This is a genomic window from Bacillus sp. R86525 (assembly GCF_042466195.1).
In the GTDB taxonomy this organism is placed as follows: Bacteria; Bacillota; Bacilli; order Bacillales; family Bacillaceae_G; genus Bacillus_A; species Bacillus_A nitratireducens.
Genome location: NZ_JAXHPX010000007.1, coordinates 4,094,501 through 4,117,231, shown reverse-complemented (window position 1 = coordinate 4,117,231; position 22,731 = coordinate 4,094,501). Strand labels below are relative to the sequence as shown.

The 22,731-nt window shown below is 35.7% G+C and carries 19 protein-coding genes; 15 read left to right on the top strand and 4 right to left on the bottom strand.

All coding sequences use genetic code 11. The features are described from left to right. Nucleotides 1-146: 146 nt before the first annotated feature. The 11 genes from inhA1 to SJY24_RS23860 all read left to right on the top strand — a co-directional run bounded on the left by inhA1 (nucleotide 147) and on the right by SJY24_RS23860 (nucleotide 13,284). Nucleotides 147-2,534, top strand: coding sequence for a M6 family metalloprotease immune inhibitor InhA1 (gene inhA1, locus SJY24_RS23910; protein ID WP_377866409.1), 2,388 nt, complete (start codon nucleotides 147-149; stop codon nucleotides 2,532-2,534). A gap of 171 nt (nucleotides 2,535-2,705) precedes the next feature. Further along, entirely contained in the window at nucleotides 2,706-4,073 is a 1,368-nt protein-coding gene (locus SJY24_RS23905) for an aldehyde dehydrogenase (protein ID WP_377866408.1), read from the top strand. 238 nt (nucleotides 4,074-4,311) lie between these two features. After that, nucleotides 4,312-5,295: a spermidine/putrescine ABC transporter ATP-binding protein PotA gene (gene potA, locus SJY24_RS23900; protein ID WP_098499912.1), complete on the top strand. Its 984-nt coding sequence runs from the start codon at nucleotides 4,312-4,314 to the stop codon at nucleotides 5,293-5,295. Further along, entirely contained in the window at nucleotides 5,292-6,140 is an 849-nt protein-coding gene (potB, locus tag SJY24_RS23895; RefSeq protein WP_377866407.1) for a spermidine/putrescine ABC transporter permease PotB, read from the top strand. The genes potA and potB overlap by 4 nt, the downstream gene beginning before the upstream one ends. A 6-nt stretch (nucleotides 6,141-6,146) precedes the next feature. Further along, nucleotides 6,147-6,947: a spermidine/putrescine ABC transporter permease PotC gene (gene potC, locus SJY24_RS23890; protein WP_377866406.1), complete on the top strand. Its 801-nt coding sequence runs from the start codon at nucleotides 6,147-6,149 to the stop codon at nucleotides 6,945-6,947. 38 nt (nucleotides 6,948-6,985) lie between these two features. After that, entirely contained in the window at nucleotides 6,986-8,035 is a 1,050-nt protein-coding gene (potD, locus tag SJY24_RS23885; RefSeq protein WP_016093032.1) for a spermidine/putrescine ABC transporter substrate-binding protein PotD, read from the top strand. Between the two features lie 60 nt (nucleotides 8,036-8,095). After that, nucleotides 8,096-8,743, top strand: coding sequence for a phosphatase PAP2 family protein (locus tag SJY24_RS23880; RefSeq protein WP_377866405.1), 648 nt, complete (start codon nucleotides 8,096-8,098; stop codon nucleotides 8,741-8,743). A gap of 110 nt (nucleotides 8,744-8,853) precedes the next feature. Beyond that, nucleotides 8,854-11,046 carry an MMPL family transporter gene (locus SJY24_RS23875; RefSeq protein ID WP_377866404.1) on the top strand — a complete coding sequence of 731 codons (2,193 nt, stop codon included), beginning with the start codon at nucleotides 8,854-8,856 and terminating at the stop codon, nucleotides 11,044-11,046. 101 nt (nucleotides 11,047-11,147) lie between these two features. Next, entirely contained in the window at nucleotides 11,148-11,564 is a 417-nt protein-coding gene (locus tag SJY24_RS23870; RefSeq protein ID WP_071744732.1) for a histidinol dehydrogenase, read from the top strand. A gap of 99 nt (nucleotides 11,565-11,663) precedes the next feature. Continuing rightward, a complete protein-coding gene (locus SJY24_RS23865; RefSeq protein WP_377866403.1) occupies nucleotides 11,664-12,587 on the top strand; it encodes an RluA family pseudouridine synthase in 924 nt (307 codons plus the stop codon). A gap of 91 nt (nucleotides 12,588-12,678) precedes the next feature. Next, nucleotides 12,679-13,284, top strand: a complete 606-nt coding sequence (locus SJY24_RS23860; protein WP_377866402.1) for a DUF1648 domain-containing protein — start codon at nucleotides 12,679-12,681, stop codon at nucleotides 13,282-13,284. A gap of 40 nt (nucleotides 13,285-13,324) precedes the next feature. On the opposite strand, the gene SJY24_RS23855 is transcribed toward SJY24_RS23860, so the two are convergent. The 4 genes from SJY24_RS23855 to SJY24_RS23840 all read right to left on the bottom strand — a co-directional run bounded on the left by SJY24_RS23855 (nucleotide 13,325) and on the right by SJY24_RS23840 (nucleotide 18,588). Then, entirely contained in the window at nucleotides 13,325-14,152 is an 828-nt protein-coding gene (locus tag SJY24_RS23855) for a CAP domain-containing protein (RefSeq protein ID WP_000747564.1), read from the bottom strand. A gap of 465 nt (nucleotides 14,153-14,617) precedes the next feature. After that, nucleotides 14,618-15,946: a (Fe-S)-binding protein gene (locus tag SJY24_RS23850; protein WP_377866401.1), complete on the bottom strand. Its 1,329-nt coding sequence runs from the start codon at nucleotides 15,944-15,946 to the stop codon at nucleotides 14,618-14,620. Next, entirely contained in the window at nucleotides 15,943-17,355 is a 1,413-nt protein-coding gene (glcD, locus tag SJY24_RS23845; RefSeq protein WP_377866400.1) for a glycolate oxidase subunit GlcD, read from the bottom strand. The genes SJY24_RS23850 and glcD overlap by 4 nt, the downstream gene beginning before the upstream one ends. 117 nt (nucleotides 17,356-17,472) lie before the next feature. Continuing rightward, nucleotides 17,473-18,588 carry a CdaR family transcriptional regulator gene (locus SJY24_RS23840; RefSeq protein ID WP_377866398.1) on the bottom strand — a complete coding sequence of 372 codons (1,116 nt, stop codon included), beginning with the start codon at nucleotides 18,586-18,588 and terminating at the stop codon, nucleotides 17,473-17,475. A 136-nt stretch (nucleotides 18,589-18,724) separates the two neighbouring features. Here SJY24_RS23840 and SJY24_RS23835 point away from each other — a divergent pair, with 136 nt between their 5' ends. From SJY24_RS23835 to SJY24_RS23820, 4 genes are all read left to right on the top strand, one after another. Beyond that, nucleotides 18,725-19,696 (top strand): YncE family protein, encoded by a 972-nt coding sequence (locus SJY24_RS23835; RefSeq protein WP_377866396.1) that lies wholly within the window; start codon nucleotides 18,725-18,727, stop codon nucleotides 19,694-19,696. After that, a complete protein-coding gene (locus SJY24_RS23830; RefSeq protein WP_098499892.1) occupies nucleotides 19,693-20,364 on the top strand; it encodes a response regulator transcription factor in 672 nt (223 codons plus the stop codon). The genes SJY24_RS23835 and SJY24_RS23830 overlap by 4 nt, the downstream gene beginning before the upstream one ends. A 3-nt stretch (nucleotides 20,365-20,367) precedes the next feature. Further along, nucleotides 20,368-21,768: a sensor histidine kinase gene (locus SJY24_RS23825; RefSeq protein ID WP_377866395.1), complete on the top strand. Its 1,401-nt coding sequence runs from the start codon at nucleotides 20,368-20,370 to the stop codon at nucleotides 21,766-21,768. A 216-nt stretch (nucleotides 21,769-21,984) separates the two neighbouring features. Further along, nucleotides 21,985-22,674, top strand: a complete 690-nt coding sequence (locus SJY24_RS23820; RefSeq protein WP_255257118.1) for a FadR/GntR family transcriptional regulator — start codon at nucleotides 21,985-21,987, stop codon at nucleotides 22,672-22,674. Nucleotides 22,675-22,731: the final 57 nt, after the last annotated feature.

The following is a 22,731-nucleotide window of genomic DNA, read 5'->3' as shown; positions in this document are numbered from 1 at the left end:
ATTGTGATATATTCGTATATTAACTATGGAATTTTTACAAATATATTAAAAAAATTACATAATATAACTAAATATTGAAAAAATATTGAATTTTTAATAAAATTTAAATTGTAATACATATTATTTATTAGGGGAGGAAATAAGGGATGAAAAAGAAACCATTCAAAGTATTATCATCAATTGCTTTGACAGCTGCATTAGGTCTTTCATTCAGCGCGGGCACTCAGTCTGCGTACGCTGAAACACCTGTGAATAAGACAGCTACGAGCCCAGTTGATGACCATTTAATTCCAGAAGAGCGTTTAGCAGATGCACTGAAAAAACGTGGGGTAATTGATTCGTCAGCTTCAGAGACAGAAACAAAGAAAGCTGTCGAAAAATATGTAGAGAACAAAAAGGGTGAAAATCCTGGGAAAGAAGCGGCAAATGGGGACCAACTTACGAAAGAGGCATCTGACTTTTTAAAGAAAGTGAAAGATGCGAAAGCAGACACGAAAGAAAAATTAGACCAACCAGCGACAGGAACACCTGCTTCGACAGGACCAGTTAAGGGTGGTCTGAATGGTAAAGTACCAACTTCTCCAGCAAAGGGAAAAGAATATAACGGTGAAGTTCGTAAAGATAAAGTACTCGTTTTACTTGTAGAGTACGCTGACTTTAAACATAACAATATCGATAAAGAGCCTGGATACATGTATTCTAACGATTTTAACAAAGAACACTATGAAAAAATGTTATTTGGTAATGAACCATTCACGTTAGATGATGGAAGCAAAATTGAAACGTTTAAACAATATTACGAAGAACAATCTGGTGGTAGTTACACAGTAGACGGAACAGTAACAAAATGGTTAACAGTTCCTGGTAAAGCTGCTGATTACGGTGCGGATGCTGGTACAGGTCATGATAATAAAGGGCCAAAAGGACCACGTGATTTAGTAAAAGATGCATTAAAAGCAGCTGTAGATAGCGGTATTGATTTATCAGAATTTGATCAATTTGATCAATATGATGTAAACGGTGATGGAAATCAAAATCAACCGGATGGTTTAATTGACCACTTAATGATCATTCATGCGGGTGTTGGACAAGAGGCTGGCGGTGGTAAATTAGGTGATGATGCAATTTGGTCACATCGCTGGACAGTGGGACCAAAACCATTCGCAATTGAAGGTACACAAGCGAAAGTTCCATATTGGGGCGGAAAGATGGCAGCATTCGACTACACAATTGAACCAGAAGATGGCGCGGTTGGTGTATTCGCACATGAATATGGCCATGATTTAGGTCTTCCGGATGAGTATGATACACAATATAGCGGTGAGGGTGAGCCGGTTGAAGCTTGGTCTATTATGAGTGGCGGTAGCTGGGCTGGTAAAATTGCTGGAACAACACCAACGAGTTTCTCACCACAAAATAAAGAGTTTTTCCAAAAAACAATAGGTGGTAACTGGGCAAATATCGTAGAGGTAGATTACGAGAAATTAAATAAAGGTATCGGTCTAGCAACATACTTAGACCAAAGTGTTACGAAGTCAGATCGTCCAGGTCTGATTCGTGTTAACTTACCAGATAAAGATGTAAAAGGAATTCAGCCTGCATTTGGTAAACAGTATTACTACAGCACAAAAGGTGACGATCTTCATACAAAGATGGAAACACCGCTGTTCGATTTAACAAATGCAACGACTGCGAAATTTGATTTCAAGTCATTGTATGAAATTGAAGCAGAGTACGATTTCCTTGAAGTACACGCTGTAACAGAAGACGGTCAACAAACGTTAATTGAAAGACTTGGTGAGAAAGCAAATAGTGGAAATGCAGCTACGACAAATGGAAAATGGATTGACAAATCATATGATTTAAGTCAATTCAAAGGTAAGAAAGTAAAATTAACGTTTGATTACATTACGGATGGTGGTCTAGCATTAAACGGCTTTGCGCTTGATAATGCTTCACTAACAGTGGATGGTAAGGTGGTATTCTCTGATGATGCGGAAGGTACACCACAATTTAAATTAGATGGTTTTGCGGTTTCTAACGGAACTGAGAAGAAAAAACATAACTATTATGTAGAGTGGAGAAACTATGCTGGGGCAGATAACGCATTGAAATTTGCTCGTGGTCCAGTATTTAACACTGGTATGGTTGTATGGTATGCGGATTCAGCTTACACTGATAACTGGGTTGGTGTACATCCAGGACATGGTTTCCTTGGCGTAGTTGATTCTCATCCAGAAGCAATTGTAGGAACTTTAAATGGTAAACCAACAGTGAAAAGTAGTACACGATTCCAAATTGCTGATGCGGCGTTCTCATTCGACAAAACGCCAGCTTGGAAGGTTGTATCTCCAACGCGTGGAACATTTACGTATGATGGCTTAGCGGGTGTACCGAAGTTTGATGATTCTAAAACGTATATTAATCAACAGATTCCAGATGCAGGACGTATTTTACCGAAGCTTGGTCTGAAGTTTGAAGTAGTAGGACAAGCTGATGATAATTCTGCAGGTGCTGTTCGTTTATATCGTTAATACAGTAAAACTACCGAGAGAATTTCTTTCGGTAGTTTTTTTGTGAGCAATGAATTTTATATAGCTGGAAAAGTCATATATAATGTAACTTTACGAATAGAAATTTGTTATGTATAAAGTCTATATAAATAATGAAAGAATTGGATAAAAATAGTGGGAGAAGGTGAGTGAATGAGTATTTCTTCTATTGTAAATAAACAAAAGCAATATTTTTATAATGGATATACGAGAAGTATAGAAACAAGAAAAAATAATTTAAAAAAGCTTTATGATGGAATTCAGCGTTTTGAAGAAGAGATATTTCAAGCATTGAAATTAGATTTGAATAAGTCAGCTCATGAGTCGTTTACAACGGAAGTGGGATATGTATTAAAAGAAATTTCTTTTCAATTGAAATATATGTCATCGTGGAGTAAACCGAAGCGAGTTCGAACAGCACTAACTCATTTCGGATCAAAGGGGAAAGTAGTGCCAGAACCGTATGGTGTGACGCTTATTATTGCGCCGTGGAACTATCCGTTTCAGTTAGCAATTGCACCTCTAGTAGGAGCGCTGGCAGCTGGAAATACAGTTGTTTTAAAGCCATCAGAGTTAACGCCTAACGTTTCAAAAGTGCTTACGAGAATGTTAGAGGAATTATTCCAAGAAGAGCTTGTAGCGGTAATAGAAGGCGGTATAGAAGAGAGTACGGCATTGTTAAAGGAAAGGTTTGATTATATTTTCTTTACAGGCAGTGTCGGTGTCGGAAAAGTTGTGATGGAAGCAGCAGCCAAACAGTTAACGCCGCTTACGTTAGAACTTGGCGGAAAAAGCCCATGTATTGTACATAAAGATGCAAAAATAGATGTAACAGCAAGGCGGATTGTTTGGGGCAAGTTTTTAAATGCAGGACAGACGTGTGTAGCACCTGATTATATGTACGTTCATTCTTCCGTGAAAGAACAGTTAATGGAGGCGTTACGACATGAAATTGCGGAGCAGTATGGAAAAGAGCCACTGAACAATGACAATTACGTACGAATTGTGAGTGAGCGTCATTTTGAACGTTTATGTACATTTTTGAAAGATGGTAAAACCGTAATCGGTGGGAATTATAAGAAAGAAACTTTACATATTGAACCAACAGTGTTAACAAATGTTACATGGCAAAGTACTGTTATGGAAGATGAAATTTTTGGACCGATTTTACCGATTATAGAATATGACAAATTAGAAGATGTAATTGGCACAATTCAACAACATCCAAAGCCGTTAGCGTTATATGTATTTTCTGAAGATAAAGAAGTGCAAAAGAAAGTGACGAGTAATATTTCATATGGCGGAGGTTGTATTAATGATGTTGTCTATCATCTTGCAACACCATATTTGCCTTTTGGGGGCGTTGGAAGTAGTGGATTAGGTAGTTATCATGGGGAAGGAAGTTTTCGGACTTTTTCACATTATAAAAGCATTTTAGCCCAATCTACGGCATTTGATATGAAAATTCGTTACTCTTCTACAAAAAGTGCTTTAAAATTCATACGAAAGTTGTTAAAATGATGATGGTGTTTATCAGTAGGCGTAGCCGTATGATAATAGCCCCTTCGCAATGGAAGGGGTTTTTCTGTTCGACATTATGTATCATGCAAAAATGAATCAAACATACTACATAAAGAATAGAAGTGAACGCTTGCTAAATAACCATTTTTGTTTGGATCGAAACAAAAAATAGTCTATAAAACATAAATATTTATTCATGAATATAAAAATTAAAATTTAAGGTAGATAGGACGGGAAAATGAAAAAGATTATTAAAGTTGAAGCAGTAGAAAAACATTTTGGAAATCAAGTGATTATCCCACCTCTTTCTTTAGATATTAAAGAAGGAGAATTTTTAACAATTTTAGGACCGAGTGGTTGCGGGAAAACGACTTTACTTCGTATGATCGCAGGATTTGAAACTCCAACTAAAGGGAATCTTTTATTAGATGATGAAAAGATTAACGATTTGCCACCATACAAGCGTCATATGAACTTAGTGTTCCAGCATTACGCACTATTCCCACATATGAATGTAGAAAAAAATATTTGTTTCGGTATGAAAATGCAAAAAGTACCAGCTGCAGAACAGAAAGAACGTGCGGAAGAGGCAATGCGTTTAACGCAGTTACTTGAGTTCCGTAATCGTAAACCTACGAAGTTGTCTGGTGGGCAGCAACAGCGTGTAGCAATTGCGAGAGCAATTGTAAATAACCCACGTGTATTACTATTAGATGAGCCGCTTGGAGCGCTTGACTTTAAGTTAAGAAAAGACTTGCAACGTGAATTGAAAAACTTACAACGTAATTTAGGAATTACGTTCATATACGTAACGCACGATCAAGAAGAAGCAATGAGCATGAGTGATCGTATTGTTGTTATGAATAAAGGGCATATTGAACAAATCGGAACGCCGAAAGAAATTTACAATAAGCCGAAAACGTTGTTCGTTGCGACATTTATCGGTGAAAATAATGTTGTGAAGAACGGGGAAGGCTATGTAGCAATTCGTCCTGAAAATGTAAAGGTGCGTTCGGTTGAAGAACCAATTTTAAAAGAATACCATCTTGGACATATTGAAGATATTGAGTTTGTTGGAAATATGGAAAAGCTTTATGTACGTGATGAGAAAACATCAGAATTACTAATGGCATATCAAACTGCTGAAGAAGCAGCGCAATGGAGCATTGGAGATAATGTATACGTAGGCTGGGAGCAAGAGGACGAGGTGACCTTAAATTGAAAAAAGGGAAATTACTCGCACTACCTACAGTCGCGTGGCTGTTACTCTTCTTCCTAGTTCCACTTGTATTCGTATTGGGTTTTGCCTTCATGCAACGCGGAGCATACGGAACAGTGGAAATGAAGTTTACGTTAGATAATATAGTACGTGTGTTTGATCCATTGTATATGGGGACGTTATGGGAAACGGTAAAGATTGCTGTTATTACAACAGTACTTTGTTTATTAATTGGTTATCCATTTGCGTATACAATTACAATTGTTGATCGTAAATATCGTTCTATCCTTTTATTATTGGCAACGATACCGTTTTGGATTAACTTCCTAGTTCGTTCATACGCATGGATTGTTATTTTACGTTCACAAGGTCTTGTAAACACATTGCTATTGAAACTAGGTATTATTAGTGAACCTTTAAATCTGCTATATAATACACCCTCTGTAATACTCGGAATGGTATATTCTTTATTACCATTTATGATTTTACCAGTGTATGCAGCGATTGAGCAGCTTGATAAGCGTAAGCTAGAGGCAGCTTATGATTTAGGAGCAACACCAGTAAAGGCATTTTGGAATGTAACAGTACCGATGACGATGTCAGGGATTGTTACTGGTTCTATTTTAGTATTCGTTTCTTCTATCGGAATGTTTGTTGTATCAGACGTTATGGGTGGATCGAAGGTAGCGTTAATCGGAAACGTAATTCAAAATCAATTCTTAGGTTCGCGTGATTGGCCGTTTGGATCTGCGTTATCTATGATTGTTGTTCTATTCTCTGTTCTGTTAATTTACTTATATTATCGTGCAACGAAAGTATATAAATATGATGGAAACGGAGGGGAATAGGCAAAAATGAAAAAGTTTTTAGTTTCTTATTCTTGGTTAATTTTATTGTTTTTGTATTTTCCAATGATGGTTTTAATGGTATATTCCTTCAATGATTCTCGAATTAATGCGGAATGGGAAGGCTTTACATTCCATTGGTATACAGATTTATTTCAAAAACAAGATGTTATTGATGCGTTTGTAAATAGTATAACGATTGCAGTTATAACAACGGTTGTAACAACGATACTTGGTATGTTTTTTGCGATCGCATTACATCGTTACAAATATCGTTTTGAAGGGGCCATTAATGGTCTTGTATATTTACCAATTTTAATTCCTGATATATTAATGGGCTTATCTTTACTTATCCTATTTAGTCAATTAGGTATGGAACTTGGACAAACAACAATTATTATCGCACACATTACATTTAGTATTTCATTTGTTGTTGTTATTTTAGCGGCCCGTCTTTCTAGCATGGGACGTGATTTAGAAGAGGCTGCAAATGATTTAGGAGCAACGCCTTGGCAGACGTTTCGCTTTGTAACGTTTCCGGCAATTGCACCGGGAGTTGTTTCAGCAGCATTATTAACATTCACATTATCAATTGATGATTTTGTAATTAGTTTCTTCGTATCAGGACCAGGATCAACAACATTGCCATTATATATTTACAGTATGGTTAAGCGTGGAGTATCACCTGAAATTAATGCTCTTTCTACAATTTTAATTGTTGTTATCGTAGGATTAATGGTTCTATCTGAAATCTTCCGTAACAAAGGTGCAGACGGTGAAGAAAACTCTGGAGGACACCTTCCTTTATAATACGAATGATATAGAAAGAACGAGGAGGTAATAAACCGATGAAATTAGTGAAGAGATTAGCTGGTATAGCAATTAGCTTCAGTCTTGCTGCAGGTGTACTTGCTGGTTGTGGTGAGAAAAAAGAAGAATTAAACATTTATAGCTGGGCTGACAATTTTGATGAGCAAGTTTTAAAAGATTTTGAAAAGAAATATAACGTGAAAATTAACTATGATAAATATGCAAGTAATGAAGAAATGCTTGCGAAATTACAAGCTGGTGGCGCGACATATGATTTAATTCAGCCATCTGATTACATGGTGAAAACGATGGCGAAGATGGACTTATTAGCACCTTTAGATAAGAAGAACATCCCGAATATCGAGAACCTTGTTTCTAACTTTAAAACACCTGCGTTTGATCCAGAGAATAAGTATTCTCTAGTATATACTTGGGGTGTAACAGGCATTGCATACAATAAAAAGTATGTGAAAGAGGCACCTACAAGCTGGAATGATTTATGGAACGATAAATATAAAGGACATGTTACTTTATTAAATGATTCTCGTGAAGTATTAGGAATGGGACTTAAGAAAAATGGTTTCTCTAATAGTACGAAAGAGGATGCACAGTTAAAGACAGCGTCTAATGATTTACAGAAGCTACTTCCAAACTTATTAGCATTTGATACAGATAATATTAAACAAAAATTCATTACAGAAGATGCGTGGATCGGGACTGTATGGTCTGGAGACGCAGCGTTTATCGCGAAAGATAACAAAGATGTAGGATACGTTGTACCAAAAGAAGGCGGCACAATTTGGGCTGACACGTTAGCGATTCCAAAAGGTGCGAAACATAAAGAACTTGCAGAGAAGTTTATGAATTACTTATTAGATGAAAAAGTAAGTGTGAAAAACTATGAGTCAATTGGTTACAGTAATCCAAATGAAAAAGCTCGTCCTCTTCATAGTAAAGAATATCGTGAAAACCACATGATTTTCTTAACGAAAGAAGAATTAGATCGTACAGAATGGCTTGTTGATGTAGACGATAAGTTAAAAGATTACGATCGTTACTGGACAGAGCTGAAAACAAAAGGTAAATAAGTAAGAAAATGCGGTTTCTAAAGTAGAAATCGCATTTTTTCATAAGTAGGAGGAAATCGTTTGAAGAAAAAGTTACATCAGTATGAGTTAATGTGTATCATTTCATTGTTTATTCTATTTAGCATCATCGCTTGGAGGGTACATGTAGGTGGTGTTACAATGATGGATACATACGTACGTGATATGGTAAAAGGGTTACAAACGGAAAGCTCACTTACATTTTTCTCATACTTTACAAAGCTAGGATCTGCAATTGGAGTTATAACGACACTAATTATAAGCTTGCTCGTTTTTTGGAAAAAGCGTTATTATGCTGCTATGATTGTGTATCCAATGGTTATATTAACGACACACCTTGTTAATAAGGGAATAAAAGAAATTGTAAAAAGAGACCGCCCATCATTAAATGAGGCACTTGACGCACTTGGGTATAGCTTTCCAAGTGGACATGCAATGCTATCTATTATAACATTCGGTTTTCTTGCCTATATCATTGCTGCGAATTTGAAAAGCATAGCTGGAAAATGTGGTATTACGATTTCGATGGGCATATTAATTATATTGATTGGATTAAGTAGAGTGATTTTAAATGTTCATTACCCGACTGATATTTTAGCTGGTTATTGCGCAGGTGGCGTGTTGTTAATCATAGCAATTTATTGTCATCGTTTACTTACCGAGAGATTGGGACTTAATAACGAGAGATAAAAAAACGTCTAGAAAAACTAGTATTATAGTTTTCCTAGACGTTTTTTGTTTATAGGGAGATGTGATACAGTATAAATGACAAGTGAATTATATAAAGTAGGTGAAAATGTGTGAAGACCAATGTACATAAAATTGATAAGTGGGGGAAGTTAGGCGCTTTTTTGTATCAATTTCGTTATACAGTAATCGTCGTATTACTACTACTCGCAATAGCACTCGGTATTTTTGCTCCAAAGCTTCCGGGAGTATTAGGTGGTGATGGTTTCCAAACAGAAGGGGATTATCAAAAGACGAAAGAAATTTTAGATAAAGATTTTAAGCAGTCTCAAGATACGCTTTTACTCGTTTTTGAGAAAGAAAAGAATGCTTCTCAAGAGGAGTTTCAAAAGCGTATAGATGGAATTATAAATCACATTCAAGAGAAGGAAACATACGAATCTTTCCATTATCCGATGCAAAATAAAGAGATGCTAAAAGATGATATCGGTTATGCGACGATATTATTTTCCGGGAAAACAAATAAAGAACGAATGGAAAAGACATTACAATTCGCTGAAAAAATTGAGAAGGAAAGTAATGCAGTATTAAAAGTAACACCGACAGGATATCCGAAAATTAATCAAGAGATTAATGAAAGGACGCAAAATGATTTAAAAGTAGCAGAGATGATTGGTTTACCTATTGCTTTTCTCGTACTATTATTCTCATTTGGTAGTCTGCTTGCGTCTATTTTGCCGATTTTAAATGGCGTACTTAGTGTAATTAGTACGATGGGGATTTTATATTTTATAGGTAGCGATAAAGAGTTATCTATTTTTGTATTAAATGTTGCACCGATGATTGGGCTTGCATTATCAATTGATTTTGCACTGTTATTTGTAAATCGCTTTCGAGAGGAAGTGGCGAAGAGAACAGTGAAAGAAGCGATAGCGACTACGTATCAAACGGCAGGGCGCGCTATCGTATTTTCAGGGTTATGTGTATTCGTCGGTTTATCAGGTTTATTTTTCTTTAAGATTGATTATATTCAGTCTGTTGCTATTAGCGGGATGATTGTCGTTATTATGAGCATTTTATTTTCGCTCACACTTCTTCCGGCGCTATTATCTTTAATTGGTAAAAGGATATTAAAAAAGAATCAGGCGGCGCCTACGCCATCAAATGTATGGCGTAAATTTGCACAGTTTGTAATGAAACATCCAATCGTCATGATTATTACCGTTACAGCATTTATTGTTATTTGTTTATTACCGCTACGTACAGCTAACTTGCAGTTTCCTGGCGTTGAAGCGTTACCTGAAAAGAGTGACACAAGGGTTGCTTATGAGAAATATGAAGAAGCATTTAATAAAACTGTCAAAACACATGCTGATGTTACATTAGTAGTAGAGACGAAGAAAGATATGACATCAAAAGAAAGTTTACAGAAGGTAGAAGATGTTATTCAAAAGTTAAAAGATGATAAGCAAGTATATAAGGTGAAAAGTATATATGACGGGCTAAATGGAATGAAAGCAGATCAAGTTGCTGGGATGTTACAATCACCAGAAGCTGCGAAAATAGCTCCTATATTTGAAGCATATACGAAAGAGAATAAGACAACAATTGAAGTCTTTTTGGATACGAAACCTCGTACAGAAACTGCTAAACAATGGGTTCGTGATTTCAAAAAAAATTATAAAGAAAACGATGTTACTTATTATTTAGGCGGGATGACAACGTTCCAACAAGAGTTAGAAGATGAAATTAAAGATAAAGTTGCAATTGGTATGTCTGTTATATTTGGATCAACCTTTGTCATTTTATTATTCGCATTCCGTTCTATACTCATTCCAATTAAAGCAATTATTATGAACGTACTTAGTTTAAGTGCAACAATTGGAATTGTTATTTGGTTGTTTGAAGGTGGACATTTCGGATTAGAAGAGAGCTCGGTTTTATTTGTATTACCCATCTTCATTTTCGGCCTCGTATTTGGACTTAGTATGGATTATGAAGTATTTCTTATTTCACGTATTCATGAGTTGTATGAGGAAACAGGAGATAACGATCAAGCAACGTTAGAAGGGCTTGTATCAACAAGCCGCATCATTACATCCGCTGCTTTAATTATGATTGTTGTTACCGGTGCGTTTGCATTTACAGATATTTTACCAGTAAAGCAGATGGGGATCGGGGTTGCATTAGCTATATTTCTTGATGCAACAATTATTCGCCTTATGCTCGTACCAAGTTTAATGAAATTATTTGGAGATTGGAACTGGTGGCTACCATTCCGAAAGAAAAAAGAAAAATCGTCCTAAAAAATACTCATCTATAAGGTGAGTATTTTTTTATGAATAGCAAGGCCTATATTTTGCAAATAGTATGTGATAAGAACATTACATACAAGTAGGTGAAGGCAATGTTTCGTTATTTTAAGTTTAAGCTAAATGATACAGTACAGTTTGCTGAAAAAGATGGACATATGTATCGCATTGTCGGTTATCGGTTAGAAAAAGGATTTTATCCAAAAGATGAATGGACTCATATCATTTATGAACTGCTTAGAGAATTTGATGGGTATACGATGGATGCGGAAGAAGAGGAACTTGTAAAGGTCATTCAAGTAGAGGATGAGTATTACAAAATACAAGAAGTATCGGGGTATCGTTATCCAGTAAAAATGAAGCAAAAGCAGCAAGTTATGAAAGGCGAGAAGATAGACGACTTATTAGATACATACAACGACTATAAACGATTGGCAGATTTCTTTAAAGATTTATCGTATGAACAAAAAGCTGAAGCAGTATTGCAAGAAATGAAAAGGATTAGGGCATGAGGGGGCAGTCTATTATAAGACTGTCTTCTCTTTTTGACGGTGCATCAAAGTGTGTTTTCCGTTACAATGAGAGAATCAATAGAAATAAGGTGATACAGTATGGAAACAAAGAAAAAGGGCGAATGGTGTGAAATTACGGTTCCAGCGATATGGAATAGTATAAGCATTGAATCGCTGTTAAAAGTAGAATGGGAGGTGCCAAAAAAGTTATTGCATCAGCTTCGTATGGAAAAAGGTATTACGGTTAACGGAGAACAGAGGAGATGGGATGAACTTTTAAAAGAAGGAGATAAGTTACAAGTCCATATGTTTATGGAGGAGGAGTACGGCGTAGATCCAGAATATGGTGAATTAGATGTAGTGTATGAAGATGATCACGTACTCATTGTAAATAAGCCCGAGCAAATGGATACACATCCATCTGAAAAAAATGGGACGGGAACACTTGCTAATCTTGTTGCTTTTCATTTTCAAATGCAAGGTTTAGAGACGAAGGTTCGCCATATTCATAGGTTAGATAAAGATACGACAGGTGGTGTTGTATTCGCAAAACATAGAATTGCGGGTGCAATTATGGATCGTTTATTAATGGAACGGAAAATTAAAAGAACGTATGCGGCACTTGTTGAAGGAAAAGTAAAAAAGAAGCAAGGGACAATTGATGCAGCTATCGGAAGAGATCGACATCACGCTACGAGACGCCGTGTTTCTCCAAAGGGAGACCAAGCTATAACATATTATAAAGTAGAGAAATATTTTAACAAACAAGATGCTACGCTCGTAACGTTACAGTTAGAAACCGGTAGAACGCATCAAATTCGTGTTCATATGAGCTATAATGGAAATCCGTTAGTTGGGGATGTATTATATGGCGGACAAACAAAATACATGTCTCATCAAGCGCTACATGCGATGAAGATTAATTTTTTGCATCCAATTACGAAAGAAGAAATCATGGTTGACGTACCTTTCCCTGCAAATTTAAACAATACAATGAAAAAATTTGAAAGAGAAAACGGGTAAAGTGTAAGTTTAAAATTGAGAAAGGTAGATTTTTGCAGGAATTTCTCTAAAAGAGGCGAAGCCGTTAAGAGAAAAGAGAGGTGAGAATCACTTGGTCAAATATAAATATGTGCTAGGAATATTTTTCGCTTGTCTTTTACTTACTCTATGCATCTATCCATATTTACCAACTCGTATGGCAATGCATTGGAACGAGAATGGTGTAGCGAATGAGTTTATAAGTAAACAAGTTGTCGTGTTATCTCTGCCTGTCCTTATTATTTTTTTACATGGATTCGTGTATATTATTTCACATAATATATATAAGTTTAACGAAGGAGAGCGTTTTATTGTAAGCGGATTTATAAAGAGTATTACTTTATTTATGTTGTTTATCCATATGCTTATTCTTTTTATTAATTTGAGAAGTATTATATTCTTTCAGACAGGACTAACGATTGGAATTAGTATGTTTCTCTTTATGCTTAGTAAAGTTTTTAAAAAGGTGAAGGATACAGAGAAAGAACCGATCAAATTACAAAAAATCCGTTTAGTTAGTAGGCGAATCTTTCAAGTGATGGCATGTAGCATATTATTTTCATTGCTTTTGAGCCTGAAATGGGGATTTTATGTATTAATTAGTGTGATAAGCTTCGGGTCTATTTTATTTATGTTCTACATTTTATATTCGTACATAATAGAAAGTTATGAAATTTAAAAAAGAGTCTTCTCCTAATGAGAAGACTCTTTTAATCTATTTACTTCGTAATAAATTGTTGTGTCCAGTAGTTGCCGCTCTCTACATAGCCAACACCGATATGAGTGAAGCCACTATTTAAGATGTTTGCACGGTGTCCAGCACTGTTCATCCAAGCTTGTACAACTTCTTCTGGAGTACGTTGACCTTGGGCGATGTTTTCACCTGCAGATTTATAAGAGATACCAAATTTCTTCATCATGTCAAACGGAGAGCCGTATGTAGGGCTGTTATGATCAAAGTAGTTGTTTTTTTGCATATCCTCAGACTTAATGCGTGCTACTTTGCTTAATTCAGTATCGATTTGTAATGCTGGTAAGCCTTGTTTTGTACGCTCTGCGTTTGTTAATTCAACAACACGTTGTTCGAATTCGCTTAAAGATTTTGCTTCTTCAGCAGGCTTTTGCTCAGCTGGTTTTTGTTCAGCGGGCTTTTGAGTATTGTTATTTTCAGCAGGTTTTTGAGCTTCTGGTTTTTGAACTTCTTCAGCAGGCTTTTGCTCAACTGGTTTTTGCTCAGCAGGCTTTTGAGTTTCTGGCTTAGCTGTTGGTTGTTCAGTCACAACATTTTCAGTAGGCTGTTGACCAGGAATGAAGCAATCTTGTTGGAATTGTCCTTGATTCCATTGTGCTAATGATTCAACTCCCATAGATTGTAAGAATGCTTGTAATTCTTGTTGGCTCATTTGCTTCATCATCATTTTTGAATGCTGAATATTTTGAACCTTTATGTTAGATGGTTGTACTGTTGCTGCTTGTGCATCTAAAGAAGATACTCCTAAAGTAAGAGCTGTTGCAGCAGCTACAGATAATAAAACACGCTTTTTCATGATGTGTGTCCCCCTATATAAAGTTTTAATTTGTTTTCACACGATTTGTTTTTGACAGCCTGTCTGACTGACCAATTCATCGTAGCATACAATTTACAAGAAAAAAGATGGAAAAAAATTCATAGACTTCAAAATTACCTAATTTATCCTAAGGGAAGAAAAGGGCGGAAATAAGAGAAACATAGAGTATAAAAGGAATTTTTAGCATTTTTATACTTCGTTTTAAGAGGGGGTTTTTGGATAAAGTTACCTAAATAGAAAATGAAGAATCCTATTGTATCAATGGTTTGAGCGATTTTTCGAGGAATATAATGGATTGATTTTTACAAAACTGTAATGTTTCTGTTGTTCTTTTTTATAATAAAGTAACATATTTTTAATGTTGTAGCAGACAAAAAAGCGGCTATCTCTTTACATAGACGAAGGAGATAGCCGTTTTCCTATTATTACGTATGTTACGAGTTATTACGAGTTGGTTTCAATTGCTTCTAATAATAGATCAACAATGTGAATTCCTCTCATTTTATGAGAAAGACCTTCACGTTCAATACCTAGTTTCATTTGTAATAGACATCCAGGATTTGCAGTAACAATTGTCGCTGCATCTGTTTCATGCACACGTTCCATTTTGTAATCTAGAAATTCCATTGATAACTCCGAATGGACAATATTATAAATACCAGCTGAACCACAGCAGCGATCCGCATCTTTCATTTCACGGTATGTTGCACCTTGAATGGCTTCTAGTAACATACGAGGCTCAGAAGATGTTCGCATAACATTACGTAAATGACAAGAATCTTGATACGTAATGATTTGTGGCGTGAGTCGTAAGTCAGTACGTTTATGGAAATCTAATTCTACTAGTATAGCAGTAATATCTTTAATTTTAGAAACAAACTGCTTTGCACGTTCAGCCCACTTTGGATCATCTTTTAAAAGATAATCATAGTCTACGAGGTAAGCTCCGCAGCCACCTGCATTCGTAATAATATAGTCTATTTGTAAATCTTCGAATGCTTGTATATTTCGTTTCGCTAATTCTTTTGCTCCACTTTTTTCACCAGCATGCCCATGTAATGCCCCGCAGCAACTTTGTGTTTTCGGAATCACGATATCACAACCAGCTAACTGAAGAAGCTTCATCGTTGCGTTATTTGTTTCTAAAAACATTGTATCCATTAAACAACCTGTGAAGAATGCAACTTGTTTCTTTTTCGCCACCTCAGCAGGTAAAAATTCAGGACGATCTTTCATTGCTTTCATTTTAGGGACTTTTGGCAAAACGAGATCCATCGTTGCAAGTGTTTCAGGGAATAACTTCATAATACCTGTTTTATGTGTTAGCGTTTGTAAACCAGAACGCTGGTAAAATCCGATTAGTCCTGTTAATGTTCTCATTCGGTTTTGATGCGGGAATAGTCCTTCAAAAACGACTTTACGAACAGCTTTCACGGGCACTGAGAATTTTTTATTTTGATTAATAATATCACGAGCTTCTTCTAATAAATGTCCATAATTCACACCAGATGGACAAACAGGTTCACAAGCACGGCAGCCAAGGCAAACATTTAATGTATTTTCAACATCTTCATCCGGCTCAATTAAACCATCGACGACGGCTTTCATTAATGCGATACGTCCGCGTGGTGAATGCGATTCTTTATACCCAGATTGAATATAAGTAGGGCAAGTCGGTAAACAAAAGCCGCATCGCATACAGTTTAGTAGTTCATCTTCACTTAATCGTTCTTTAAATTCCTTTTGAATGTTTTCTTTATTTAATGTGGTCATCGTTCAACCACCACTCTTTTACGAGAGTCTTTCGCGAACATTTTACCTGGATTCATAATGTTATTTGGATCGAAGGCTTGTTTAATTCCTTGCATAGCGGCAATACCTTCTTTACCTAATTTCATTTCTAAATAAGGAGCTTTCATCGCGCCAACACCATGTTCACCAGTAATCGTGCCACCAAGTTCAATTGCTTTCGCAAATATTTCAGCAAAAGCTTGTTCAGCTCGGTGCATTTCTTCTTCATTACGGGCATCTGTCATACAAGTTGGGTGTAAGTTGCCGTCACCAGCATGACCAAAAGTACAAATAGGAATATTATATTTCTTTGCAATTGCATTAATTGCTTCAACCATTGGAGCAATTTGTGAACGTGGTACCGTTGCATCTTCTAATATTGTAGTAGGCTTTAATCTTGCAAGTGCTGATAGTGCGCTACGACGTGCTGTACGAAGGGCATCTGCTTCCGCTTCATCTTTTGCAACGTGAACATCGACTGCATTCATAGAACGACAAACGTTAGCCATTTTTTCAATATCTCGATTGACAACTTCGGGCGGACCATCTTGTTCAATTAATAAAATTGCCTTCACGTCAGTTGGTAAGCCGATTTGTGCAAACTCTTCTACAACTTCAATTGTCGGTTGATCTAAAAACTCAAGTGTCGCAGGAATGATTTTATTTGCAATAATAGAAGAAACAGCACGTGCAGCTTCGTTAATATCTTCATATAGTGCGAGCATTGTTTTTTTCGTTTCAGGCATAGGAACAAGTTTTAATATCGCTTCCGTAACAACACCAAGTGTTCCTTCAGAACCGATAAATAGACGAGTTAAATCGTAACCGGCTACATCTTTTGCTAATTTACCGCCAGTGCGAATGATATCGCCGTTTGGTAAGACAAGCTCAAGCCCCATTACATAATCACGTGTTACGCCATATTTTAACCCACGCAATCCACCTGAGTTTTCATTAATGTTACCGCCGATTGTAGAAATTTTCATAGAGCTTGGATCTGGTGGATAAAATAAACCTTTTTCTTCTACTGCTTTAATAATATCAAGTGTAATAACACCAGCTTGTACCGTAATTGTTAAATTTTCTTCGTCAATTTCTAAAATATTGTTCATATGGCGGAAAATAAGGACAATGCCGCCTTCAAGTGGACACGTTCCAGCACAAAGATTTGTCCCAGACCCGCGAACATATACAGGAATTTTATGAGTGTTACACACTTTTAACACGTCTGCTACTTCATTTGTATTACGAGGAGCAATGACTGCATCAGGCATCGCTTGGAAGTTTGGAGTGGCATCATAACTATAAGTTAAACGCCCCATATTGGATGTATCTACATTATCTTCGCCAACAATGGATACGAATGAATCAATAATTTGCTTTTCTAACATTGGAAATCCCCCTCAAACTGTTAACGTATTTAGTAATAATAAAAAACGTTGTAACAGTGCTTTCATTATAATGATAAAAAAGTCAGGGGATTCTTTCTATGTATAATCATCTAAAGATTAATCTATTTTATCGTTCTTTTTTGTATGATTATCTAATAATAGAAGTGCAAAGTATAAAACATTTAAATCTTTGAATTGTTTTGGATCAAGTTTTGTATGTTCCTCAATCTTTTTTAACCTGTAATGCAATGTGTTAATGTGTATATGTAATTGCTGAGCTGTTTGCTTATAGGATTGGTTATAATCAATAAATAAACGTAAAGTGTGCATAAGTTCAGGAGATGATACTAAGTTTTCGATGGTACGCTCTAGAAACTGTTCCCGCGTTTCAGTAGAAATATCTTGTAAGCACATTTCTAAACGTAAATCTTCATTAAATACAATTTTTTTCGTTTCAAGTGATACGGAAAGAGCTTGTAATGCTTGTTCGTACGATAAGTTCATATTGCTTGGTGTAACTGTTTGTCCAATCCCGATATATAAAGTAATAGAAAATAAAGTTTCACAGTCTTGTTTTAATCGTTTTAAAAACTGATAAGTTTGCTCTTTGGAGCTTATCGTCGTAAATAAGATGAATCGATCATTTCCCCAGCGAACAAAGAGATGCTCCTTTGATAATATATTGCGTACGTGTTGCCAAATTTTACGCTGAAGCATCGTGTCATTTTGATCGATAGAGAACAAAATAAGTTGTTTCTTCTTATATAAATCAATACCAAGTGTTTTTGCACGATCGAAAAAATTTGGAGACCAGTCTGCATTTTGAAGCCAATCAAAAACAAATGCTTCATAAGAACGGTGCTCAAGTTCTAGCTGTTCTAAAAAGTAATTTTCATGAATTAATAGTTCGGTCATTTTACGTAATATTTCTCCATATTGGGAAATGTTTTCAGGTTCTCCTGTGATTCCAATAACACCGATTACTTCATCATGGAATAGCAAAGGAAGATTCATCCCCGCCTTTACGCCTTGCAGTCGCCTTTCATCTTCTTTTGTAATAATGACAGTCTTTTTTTGTTTCGCACAGCGGAGTGCGCCATCATGAAATTGACCGATTCTTTCCGCATTTGTACTTGCGATAATAACACCTTGTATATTAATGATAATAATATTTTCTGTAATTAGTCTGCGTACTTCCCGTACAATTTTATTCGCTAAATCAGGAAAAAGCATAATTTGCACACCTCAAATTCTATTTGTTGTACATTATATATGTAAGTTTATTAATAAAGGAAGATTTCACATTTTCCACACATTTATTTGTTATTTTACAATTATAACGAAATCATCCGAAGATGGAGGGAATCTTTTGAGAAAGTTTATTTTTCTTCTCTGTTTTTTATTTCTATTAGTAGGGTGTCAAGGAAGTTCATATACACCAATTGCTAAAGATAAAAATGTTATTATAACAACGAATATAAAAGAAGGTAGTATTAGTTTTATTGATGAAAAATCTAAAAAGTTAATCACGACATGGGAATTAAATGAACCGATGGCAGGAATTGCACTACTTCCAAATAATGAGGAAATACTTGTATACGGCAAGCAGTTAGAATATATGTATGTATACTCACTAACAGAAGGAAGACAGGTGGACAAATATAAGACTGGAAAAGGAATTGTGAATGTAGTCGTATCAGAAGACAAAAAACAATTATTTGCTGCCGATCAAAATGTTCAAAAGGTAAGGTTCTTTACGATAAAAGGGAAAGAGACAGGGAGTGTTTCAACAGGAAAAGGACCAATAACGATGGTAGAGTATGATAAGCGATTAACTGTGCTAAACTTTTATGATACGAAACTAACGACAATTGATACAAAGAAAAAAGAGGTTATACAATCCTTTATGATTCCCCCAGCATCAACAGGAGCAACGGTTAGCGCTGATGGGAAAGAAATATGGATTGGTGGACATGGTGATGGAAGTCAAGTGAATGAGAAAGTATTAGTGTATTCTTTACAGAGCGGAGAGATGGTGCGTTCTTTACATGCTCCGTTTATGCCTGTGAATATAACAAAGGATGATAAGTATGTATATGCGCTAAGTCACGGTTCAAATACGCTTAGAAAATTTGATGTTAGCACATATCAAGAGGTAGCTTCTGTAGAAGTAGGATCGAACCCATTTTCATTTTTGAAAAGCGGAGCAGAAGGGTATGTAGCTAGTTATGATAGCGATGAAGTGTGCGTTATGGATATGAAGAATATGAAAATAAAACAAACAATTAAAGTCGGCAAAGGACCGTTTCAACTCATAGAGAGAGAAGGGGAAGGGCAATGAGTAAATATAAAGTGCTAGTTGTAGATGACGAAAGTGATATGAGACAACTTGTCGGAATGTACTTAGATAACTTTGGATACGAGTGGGGAGAAGCTGAAAATGGAAAAGAAGCACTTCAAAAATTAGAGAATGATCATTATGATTTCGTCGTACTAGATATAATGATGCCAGAGATGGATGGACTTTCAGTTTGTAAAGAGATTCGAAAAACATCGGATGTACCGATTATATTTTTAACAGCAAAAGGTGAAGAGTGGAATAGAGTAAACGGCTTACGTATGGGAGCCGATGATTATATTGTAAAGCCATTTAGTCCCGGGGAATTAATCGCTCGTATGGAAGCTGTACTAAGACGTTATACAAAGCAAGAGCAGCAAGAGGAGATTCAATTTGGCCCGATCCTTATTAATGAAAAAAGTAGACGAATTGAGACGGATGGACAAGCAGTGTCACTTACAGTTAAAGAGTTTGATTTACTATATTTTCTTTGCCAACATAATGGACAAGTATTTAGTCGGGAGCAATTGCTTGAAAAGGTATGGGGATATGATTATGCAGGAAGTACAAGAACAGTAGATACGCATGTGAAAACGATGCGTCTAAAGCTTGGAGAAAGTGGAAACTACATTCAAACCGTTTGGGGTGTAGGTTATAAATTTGAGGTGTAACGTATGTTTACGATGGTACAAAAGCTTTGGCTTACAGTAGTATGTGCAGTATGTGTAACAGTTTCCTTTCTTTATTTTGTATCTTTATACTCATATGAAAAGCTATACGTGGACAATTTAAAAGATTCATTAGTAATGGAAGGGAAGCGTCTTGCTACGCAATATGATAAATATGAAGGAGTATCCACTTTTGAAGAGAAAGTAAGGGCATACGATCAAATATCTAGTTCAGATGTTCTTTTCGTGTATAATCCGCGTGATTTAAGTGCATGTTTGCCTTTCGATGTGCACCATCATTCTCTTATAAGTGAAGGGGATAGACAGTCACTATTAAATGGAAAAACTGTAACTAAGATAGGGTATGAAGAACATTTTAATCGCAATATTATGGGTGTTGTCATTCCTGTTTTAGATAATAAAAAATTAGTTGGTATTGTATACTCTTATATTCCTTTAAAAAGTATAAAAGATTTAATATTTGATATGGGCCTTATTTTAGCGCCGTTAGCACTTGCTATGATTCTAATTACAATATGGATTGGTAGAAAAATTATTATTGCTATTACAAGACCGCTTTCGCAAATGGAACGGGTTGCAAATCATTTGGCTACTGGAGATTTCTCAGAGCGGATTACAATTTCTTCAGAAGACGAAATCGGACGATTGGGAAAAGCGTTTAATAAAATGGCAAATTCTTTAGAAACAGAAGATGTAAAGCGTAAGGAGTTTTTAGCTAATGTTTCGCATGAGCTTAGAACACCACTTAGTTATATTAAAGGATATAGTGAAGCTATTTTAGACGGTGTAGCAAAGGGGCCTCAGCAGGAAAAAGTAACGCAACTCATCCATAAAGAAGCAGATCGCATGCAGCGCCTCGTTCATGATTTATTAGATTTAGCGCAGCTAGAAGGTGAACACTTTCCTCTAAAGAAACAACCTATCGTTTTTTCACAGCTTATTGAAGACGTACTTGATACGTACGAGTTACAGTTTATAGAAAAAAAACTTCGTATTTCAACGAATTTAAATCCTGAAATTATCGTAATGATTGATGATGATCGTATGCAACAAGTACTTCATAATGTGTTAGATAATGCGATACGTTATACAAATCAAAACGGGGATATCATAATAACATTAAAGCAAATTGATGATTACTGTGAATTGCACATAAAAGATACAGGAATAGGTATTGATACAGAGCATTTAGAAAATCTCGGGGAACGCTTTTACCGAGTAGATAAAGCGAGAAGTCGTCAACACGGTGGTACAGGTTTAGGCCTTGCAATTGTAAGGCAAATTGTTCATATACATGATGGTGAGTGGAGAATAGAAAGTGAAAAAGGTAAGGGAACGACAGTTATTATTAAATTAAAGGTACAAGATGAGGAGAGCATGTTCTAACTTCGGAGACATGCTCTTTATAGTTACACGGAAATATATTAATTAATATCTAACAAATATCAAAAATTTGACTATTTTATGAACAAAACATTTGTACTTCTTACTAATTCGTTCTAAAATAGTTATGGATGTTAATTTCTTATAAAACGTTACAATTGTTGTTTGGAAGATACTGAGGTGATTTAACTGGAGTACAAGTCTATTAAACCAAAAAAAATTTACGAAGAAGTATCTGAAGCTATTTTAACAATGATTAAAAATGGTACGTTAAAACCTGGTGACAAGCTACTCCCTGTTCATCAATTAGCAGAGCAGTTTCAAGTTGGCAGATCTGCAGTTCGTGAAGCGCTAAGTGCGCTCAGAGCAATGGGCTTAATTGAAATGAAACAAGGAGAAGGTACATATGTAAAGAATTTCGATTCTTCTTCATTAACAAAATCATTAAATAATAAATTATTAATGAAGAAAGAGGATATTTTGAATTTATTAGAAGTACGGAAGGTGCTTGAAGTGGGGGCAGTTCGAGCAGCTGCGGCAAAACGTACGGATGATAATTTGCAAAATATGAAACATTGGTTAGATGAAATGGCAAAAAGCATTGGAGATGAAAAAGCTGGTGAAAAAGCAGACTTTCAGTTCCATATGGGAATCGCACAATCTTCGCATAATAGCATCTTACTTGAGCTCATGAATCATGTTTCAGAGATGATTGCTGAAACAATTGGTGAATCAAGACGCATTATTTTATATGGTGAACAAACAACATCAGAACGGCTTTTAGAGGAGCATCAATCTATATATGATGCGGTGTTAAAGCAAGATGTGGAATTAGCGCAGCAAGCGATGCTAGATCATTTAACAAATGTAGAACATATTGTCACAGGTAAAAGCGATATAAATTCGTAATTTAATCTTTTAAAAATCTAATTTTCTGATAAAATAGAGAGAGATTAAGTAAGCGTT